Source organism: uncultured Thiodictyon sp., from assembly GCF_903828115.1.
Classification (GTDB): domain Bacteria; phylum Pseudomonadota; class Gammaproteobacteria; order Chromatiales; family Chromatiaceae; genus Thiodictyon.
On sequence record NZ_CAIKKU010000206.1, the window covers coordinates 1 to 3,329 of the forward strand.

At 71.4% G+C, this 3,329-nt stretch carries 3 protein-coding genes; 2 read left to right on the plus strand and 1 reads right to left on the minus strand.

Annotation, left to right across the window (positions count from 1 at the left end; translation table 11 throughout):
* Nucleotides 1–80 precede the first annotated feature (80 nt).
* On the plus strand, nucleotides 81–1,349 hold the full coding sequence (locus QZY48_RS07620; protein ID WP_295429761.1) for a GTPase: 1,269 nt from the start codon (nucleotides 81–83) through the stop codon (nucleotides 1,347–1,349).
* A gap of 24 nt (nucleotides 1,350–1,373) precedes the next feature.
* On the opposite strand, the gene QZY48_RS07625 is transcribed toward QZY48_RS07620, so the two are convergent.
* Nucleotides 1,374–1,583: a hypothetical protein gene (locus tag QZY48_RS07625; RefSeq protein ID WP_295429755.1), complete on the minus strand. Its 210-nt coding sequence runs from the start codon at nucleotides 1,581–1,583 to the stop codon at nucleotides 1,374–1,376.
* Between the two features lie 92 nt (nucleotides 1,584–1,675).
* On the opposite strand from QZY48_RS07625, the gene QZY48_RS07630 reads away from it, so the two are divergent.
* Nucleotides 1,676–3,208: a GTPase gene (locus QZY48_RS07630; RefSeq protein WP_295429758.1), complete on the plus strand. Its 1,533-nt coding sequence runs from the start codon at nucleotides 1,676–1,678 to the stop codon at nucleotides 3,206–3,208.
* Nucleotides 3,209–3,329 lie beyond the last annotated feature (121 nt).

Below are 3,329 nucleotides of genomic sequence, written 5' to 3' on the forward strand. Positions count from 1 at the left end.
CGTCCCGCCCCGGGGGGCGCGGGGGCGGGACGCCCCGGCTCCTTTACGCGAGCGCCCAAGGCATCCCCCAGGAAGTGCGTATGAACGAGACCGATCCATTCACGCCCTGGTATCAGGACTGGCGTGGCCTGCGTGACCGCCTGCTGCACCCCAGGGTGGAGGACGCGGCCCTGGAGGCGGCCCTGCGCCGGGCCCGCGAGCGCCAACCCCTGCCGGTGGTCTGGCTGCTCGGCAAGGCGCAGGCCGGCAAGACCTCCATCATCCGCGCCCTGACCGGGAGCCCGCACGCGGAGATCGGCAACGGCTTTCGGCCCTGCACCCGCACCGCCCGCTTCTACGACTTCCCGGCCGAGGCCCCGGTGGTGCGCTTCCTCGACACCCGCGGCCTGGGTGAGGTCGCCTATGACCCGGCGGAGGACATCCGCTACTGCGAGTCCCAGGCGCACCTGGTGCTGGGGGTGATAAAGGCGACGGACCTGACGCAGGAGTCGGTCTTCACGGTCCTGCGGGCGGTGCGCCGCCGCCACCCGGGCTGGCCGGTCCTGATCGCGCAGACCGGCCTGCACGAGGGCTATGCGCCGGGCGCCGGGCACGCCCTGCCCTACCCCTACGACCAGGAGCCCTGGCCGTCGTCACTCCCCGCGAGCCTTACCCGCGCCCTCCTCGCCCAGCGCGCGGCCCTGGGCGACCTGTCCGGGGCGGCGCCGCTCTGGGTCCCGGTGGACCTGACCCTGCCGCAGGACGAGCTGCCCCCCGCCGACTACGGGCTCGCGGCCCTGTGGGCGGCCATCGGCGAGGTCTCGACCCTGGGACTTCAGGAGCGCCTGTGCGCCGACCCCGGGGTGCGCGACACCTTCGCCCGCGCCGCCCACCCCCACATCGTCGGCCATGCCCTGGCGGCGGCCGCGCTCGGCGCCCTGCCGCTGGTGGACCTGGTGGGCGTGCCGGCGGTGCAGGCCAAGCTGCTGCACAGCCTGGCCGCCATCTATGGCCAGGGCTGGAGCGGGCGCCAGGTGTCCGAATTCCTCGGTTTTCTGGGGCTGGGCGTGGGGGTGAGCTACCTGGCCCGCCTCCTGGGCCGCGAGTTGGTCAAGCTGGTCCCCTATCTGGGCCAGACCCTGGGGGCCCTCTGGGGGGCGAGCGCGAGCGGGGCGACCACCTTTGCCCTGGGCAAGGCCGCCTGCTACTACTTCGGCCGCCGCCGCCTGGGCGAACGCATCGACCCGGCGGCCCTGCGGCGGGTCTATACCGAGGCCCTGGCGACCGGCACCAGGCTACTCGGTCACGATACCGGGCGCGGCGACGAACAGGCGGAAAGAAGAGAGTTGGCCGCAAATGAACGCAAATGAACGCAAATCAAGAGGAATGGTTCATTACTCGGGCCGGACGGGGCATTCGCCCCGTCCGAAACGTTTTCCCCGGACCTGTCGGCCGGTGCGAACCTTAGGCGGCGGAATAAATCTTCGGGACGGGGTGAATACCCCGTCCCGCCCGTGAGCGCCATTTTCGTTGTCGTTGTCGTTGTCGTTGTCGCAATCGAGGTTATCGTAGCGTCCCGGATTCTCTCGCAATCCAAAGTGCATCGCTTTTCCGATTACGATTCCGACGACGACAACGACAACGACAACGATTGTGTATAACTTGATCTTGACTCGTTACTAATAGGACAAACGACGTGTTCAACCGTATCGACCGTCTGCGCCTCATCGCCCTGCTGCTGTGGACCCTGCCGGTGGCCGCGCTGCTGCCGCTCGGACTCCTGTGGCTGTGGCAGTCCGGGAATCTCCCCTGGTGGCTGGCGGCGCTGCTCGGGTGCAGCGCCGCCGGCTACGGCTTCCAGTTCTGGCTGCGCCGCCGGGACCGGCGGCTGCTGGCCGGCGCGGCAACCACCCCCGATGCCCAGTGGCCGCCGCGCTCCAAGGCCGCCTGGGACGCCATCGAGGCCATGGCGGAGGCGCTGCGACCGGTGGACTGGCCGCTCGCCGACGGGCCGCGACTCTCGACCCTCGGCCGCGACGCCCTGGAACTGGTGGCGCGCGTCTATCACCCGCAGGTCGAGCGGCCCCTGCTGGAGTTGACCCTGCCCCACGCACTCCTGATCATCGAGCGTGCCTGCCGGGACCTGCGCACCGAGGTCACCGCTCAGATCCCCATGAGCCACCGCCTGACCCTGGGCGATCTCGCGCGCGCCTACCGCTGGAAGGCGACCGCGGAGCACCTGCTCGACCTCTACCGGGCCGGTCGGCTGGTCTTCAATCCGGCCGGCGCCCTGTTGAGCGAGGCCTGGGAACGGCTGCGCCGCCAGTCGTTCAATGCCGCCTGGTCCGACCTGCACCGCTGGCTGCTCCAGGAGTACGTGCGCAAGGTCGGCTACTACGCCATCGAACTCTACAGCGGGCGCCTGACCCTCACCGAGGCCGCCCCCGCGGCGGTCACTCCGGCCTCCCGGGGAGACCTGACACAGGCCGCAGCCGACGCCGACGCCCGTGCCGATGAGCCCCTGCGCATCCTGGTCATGGGTCGGGCCAACGCCGGCAAGTCGAGCCTGATCAATGCACTCTTCGGCCGCCTGACGGCCCCGGCGGACGTGGTGCCGGATCCTACGGCCGGCGTCGTCCCCTATCGACTGGAGCGCGCCGGGCTCACCGCCGCGCTGGTCTTCGACACCCCGGGCTGCGACAGCCCGGACCTGACCCCGAAGGCGCAGGAGCGCCTGGCGGGCACCGCCGACCTGGTGCTCTGGGTTACCGCCGCCCAGCGCCCGGACCGCCAGGACGAGCGCGCGACCCTGGACCGACTGCGCGCCCACTGGGCCGCCCGGCCGGACCACCACCCACCGCCGCTGCTGGTCGCGGTCAGCCACATCGACCTGCTGCGACCCCCACGGGAGTGGGAGCCGCCCTATGACCTGGTCAATCCCCAAGGCGCCAAGGCGACCAATATCCGCGCCGCGGTCGAGGCCGCGGCAACGGATCTGGCCGTACCGGCGGCCGACGCCATCCCCGTCTGCCTGGCCGCCGGCCGTGTCTACAATGTCGCGGACAGCCTGTGGGCCGCCCTGCTCGAGCGCCAGGACCAGGCGAACCGGGTGCGCCTCCTGCGCTGCCTGGACGAGCACAAACGCGCGGAGGACTGGGCGCTGCTGCGCCGCCAACTGGCCGGCGCAGGGCGCTTCCTGGCGCGGCTGCCGGGGCGATTGCTGCCGTGATCCCGTAGGGTCCGCTGCGCGGACCAAGGCCCCGGCCGCCCGCGCGGCGGCCGGGACTAGGATTAAGTCAAGGCGCACTCACCGACCGCCTCGCCTCCGCCTGGAGTCCAAGGCTTCAGCC